This window comes from Endozoicomonas sp. YOMI1 (assembly GCF_024606345.1).
Lineage (GTDB): Bacteria > Pseudomonadota > Gammaproteobacteria > Pseudomonadales > Endozoicomonadaceae > Endozoicomonas.
In genome coordinates, this window is the sequence record NZ_JAHHPM010000583.1 from 1 (window position 1) to 4,027 (window position 4,027).

The following is a 4,027-nucleotide window of genomic DNA, read 5'->3' on the forward strand; positions in this document are numbered from 1 at the left end:
ATCCAGCACCAGACATGCTGAATTCCTTTTTTGTCGATTTCAATGTAATCCAGAACATTAACCCGCTCAGTTTCATCCTGAAGATTGAGGGGCACGTTATTGGCGTAGCGAAATTTATGAGTCGTGTTATTTTCCTCATCAATGATTTTGTGATGATGAACCTGACCTTCATCATAAAGGATGTTCATGGCCTCAATAAGCGACACATGGTTACCATCCTTGGCCACGATGATAAAGTTCCACCCATACTCTCTGATCATAGCAATGGTAGGGTTGTCCGCATATAGGCCATCCAGCAGAATCACCAGTTTCAGACGTGGATGGTCGTGTTTTGTCTGAGCCAGAAAACGTCTTATTGCCGCTTTTTCACAATCATTCTTTGTGGAACCATCTTGCCGGCAAATCGCTTCGGGCGCTAATGGAATGACGGTTTTTCTGGATGGGTGGACAATACAGCCCCCCATAATGTTGTGGTAAAAGGTTTCATTTTTTTTGCCCTCATTTTTAATGCAGCAGTCATCACAGCGGCAGGTTCCCGAATAAAAGAGACCAGTGCCATCAATAGGAAGCAGATAACAATTTTTCAACTTGCCGAAGTTGAATGCATAAGCCTGCAGAGCACCATTGCGCTGAACGACAGAAAACAGCTTTTTAAACGGTGTCTTCAACCCAATGGGGTTAACCGGATCAATAACCTCTCTCATTCGAGTATCGGAAGGGACTTTGCCGTCTTTTACATGATAGAGTTTTTCAAGATTATGACAGCAAATATCATCAAGCCGCTCTTCATCAAATCCTAATAGCGAATCGAACTTCTGGTGCATCATCGCAAAGGCAGATTTCAGGAAGTTAGGAAAGGGAATAACGCATTTATTTGGACGATGATCTGGGATGTTTTCGAAGCATTCTGACACCGTTTTTATCAAGTAAGAGGCGCTGAAATGCCTGATATTTTTCTTAATAGCAGTACCCATGACTGACCCGACGACAACGATTAATTATTAGGCAATTTTAGTCGAAGAATTGTGCGGATATGATTTTTTTACCTTGTCTGCAGCCCTTCTGGCTGTAGTGCTTTAGAATTCATCGGGAATTGCTGTTCCTGGTCTTGGAAAAAGGATCGTCAAAATGATTGATGAACTTTTTCAATTGCCGAAAGTCAAAAAGTTCAACTGATAACAAATCAATCTCCTTTAATACTAATTATTTCTAATTATTGAGAGTTCATTATGAATACTGAATTCTATTTTGGCGGTACACGTATTGCGCACATTTATCTTCCTGACAGTTCAGTGGGGGCAACCGATGCTGCAAGTGGTTCTGGCAATGAGCGCCAAACAGCTACTGCCTGGTACAGAACAGACAGGGCAAAATCTATCTGGCGGGGGCTGGCCGTTGTTTCCGTTGGTGTAGCCCTCGGTGCAGGTGGTGAGTTACTGAATAATTATCTCGCATACAATCGGGATGGGCATTTGCCATCGCACACGCATGATACTCCGCAGCCACTCGCAGGAGCCATCCTGGGCTTTTTAGTCGGGGGTATTGTGGCCGGTCTCAATGAAGTTCGCCTCGGTATACAGAAAGCTTCTCTTGAAGGCAGATCAATCAGCGTGGCATCGAGTCATCCAGATATCTTCACTGCCCAGGATGAAATTCCTGTTGATCGGCATCCCGTTGGGAAAGTAAGCAGAGTCTGACGATTCGCTGCTGCACTATCGACCTGATGTTCTGGTGACGCAGCTGTGACTGGATACAATAACCACAAGTAGTTGAGATCAGCTGCAGGATGTGCTTGCCAAGGAATTCACTGAGCACTTTAAGTGGCGGTTCCCATGCTCTATGAGGCTGTAGCCATAAGTGATCAGATAGATATCCTGCTCTGACCAGGCGTTAAAACTTTTCGGTTCATGGTTATGCATAAAAGTGCTCAACCCGGCGGACGATGATACTGGCGAGGTCATCCGATTGATCACCATAAGGAATGCGAAGGAGCCCGGATAGCGATTGATGTTTCCTTATGATTATGATGATTGATGAACTTATTCAATTACCCATAGTCCAAGTGGTCGACAGGTTGCTTTTGAGAAGACTTCCCCATTAGCCTTGTCATAAGTAATTAACCAAATGAAACCATATTTTCTGACTAGGTGATCAGTCACTCTGAGGCTTTACAACTCCGGTCACATAGTTACGGCTATGCTCCCAACCTTGTGCCTTGCATTGTAACTGCCCACTTAGTCATAAATATCTGTTTTCAATATTTAGGCTACTTAGAGTAAACGATAATAAATCGTTTTTTAATGATAAAAATTTCTAATCATAGGAGAGTTCATTTTGAACAATTTAAGCCTTGATGCTGCAAAATACACGGGCATTGGGATCCCTGACAATTCAGAGGGGGCAACCGATGCATGTGGTTCTGGCAATGAGCAGCCAGCAGCCACTCCCTGTTGCACTAAAAGCGATGTAAAACAATGGAGGCGGGGGCTAGCCATTGTTGCCGTTAGTGCTGGCATTGGTGCAGGTATTGAGTTACTGAGTAATCACTTTGCAAAAGAACGGGATGGTTATTACCCAGAGTACACCGAACGTTATCCGCAGCCACTCATGGGAACATGCACGGGTGCTTTTTTCGGGTTTTATGGGGCCCTTGCCTTTGAATTAATAACCCGCCCGGTAGTGAAACTTTTTCTGGAAAACAGATCAATCAGAGCGGCATCAGATCAACCAAATGCCATTCCTGGTCAGGATACAAGTTATGAAAATCGGAGGGGCGCTGATATGGAAGCTGCAGTCTGACGATCTGTCCCATAATGTAGTTTATTAACTACTGGTTTATCAGGGCTTTAGCCTCAATTGAGGTTGAGCTATCTTCTGCTTCACCAACAAGCTGATGTTCTGGTGAAGCAGCGATTTCCGGAGGGGATGACCATTATGGAATTCTGGTTCACATTCTTTATAGTCTGTGGCATGAGTTGTGCCATGTAGCATTGGCATATAATTCACTCAGTTAATTGCCATGTTTACAATCCTGTAATTTCTGTGTATCACGATCCCTGACCTTAGGAAGAAAAAATGAACGCCACATCACCAAGATTAACTGGTTTGCAAAATCCTGAGACTGCCCTTGAATCCAGCCCTCCAGCTTATGATCAAGTCGTTCCCAGCAAGTCAGGCCTGGTAAGGCTAGTTACGGAACAACTGAGGCATATCAAACTTCACCAAGGTGACGAAGAAGCGAGGGAATGTGTTACAGCTTTGTTTGATCGTCTGATATCCGAATACCCCGAAGTCGCCACCATTGAAGAGCCAGTCTGTATTACACGGGCACAGGGCGTAAGTCATGAAGACTTCCTTAAAAGATTTATCCTTAAGGTTACCCACAATTCCCCGTTGTTGAAATTTCAGGAGGTTAATAGTCGGGATGAATTAGAGAAATCAGGTCATTTTTTAACTCATTACTATGATGTAGATAATTGTGTAGACATCAAAATCTGTAAAATACCTGAAGTCATCAAAAGTGTGAAAAAACTGGTAGGTAAGTACGATTATTCCTGGATCAGCAAAATAAGAGATGAACCTATGAACGGTCGACACTATTGGGGCAAATATTCCGGACTGCTTGAGAATGATTTTTTCATTTCAGCCGAAGCAGTTGACATGGGAAATCTGCCACATGAACGAGTGATAGAATTACTATTGCAAGCAAATGCCAGTACCAGCTACTCTCCGCTCTACTTTTTTCGCAATGACGACAGCCTCCACAAAGGCATGTTGATAATCTGTACATCTACTGATCCTGACCCCAATAGGGGAATGGGTATAACCATTAAATCTATCTCGAATACTCCATGAATAAGAGCAGGCTCCAATAAATGGGTCGACTATAAAAAGAGAGCTTCGGAAGAAGCAGGCCGGAACCTGCTATTGCAAAATGCCTCTCCTGTAATAGCAATAGTTGAAATAAAAAGGAACGAACGCAACAAGCCCTGCTAGACTTGGCCTGTGCAGGTCTTTTGGTCGCAAT

At 43.7% G+C, this 4,027-nt stretch carries 4 protein-coding genes; 3 read left to right on the forward strand and 1 reads right to left on the reverse strand.

Annotated features, from left to right (window positions below; all coding sequences use genetic code 11):
* Positions 1-974: hypothetical protein (locus KDK15_RS20425; protein ID WP_257297246.1), on the reverse strand; the 974-nt coding region annotated here is incomplete at its 3' end.
* Positions 975-1,229: 255 nt separating this feature from the next.
* Here KDK15_RS20425 and KDK15_RS20430 point away from each other — a divergent pair.
* The 3 genes from KDK15_RS20430 to KDK15_RS20440 all read left to right on the forward strand — a co-directional run bounded on the left by KDK15_RS20430 (position 1,230) and on the right by KDK15_RS20440 (position 3,855).
* Complete coding sequence (locus KDK15_RS20430; RefSeq protein WP_257297247.1) at positions 1,230-1,697, forward strand: hypothetical protein; 468 nt, start codon at positions 1,230-1,232, stop codon at positions 1,695-1,697.
* A gap of 637 nt (positions 1,698-2,334) precedes the next feature.
* Positions 2,335-2,799 carry a hypothetical protein gene (locus KDK15_RS20435; RefSeq protein ID WP_257297248.1) on the forward strand — a complete coding sequence of 155 codons (465 nt, stop codon included), beginning with the start codon at positions 2,335-2,337 and terminating at the stop codon, positions 2,797-2,799.
* Between the two features lie 276 nt (positions 2,800-3,075).
* On the forward strand, positions 3,076-3,855 hold the full coding sequence (locus KDK15_RS20440; protein ID WP_257297249.1) for a hypothetical protein: 780 nt from the start codon (positions 3,076-3,078) through the stop codon (positions 3,853-3,855).
* Positions 3,856-4,027 lie beyond the last annotated feature (172 nt).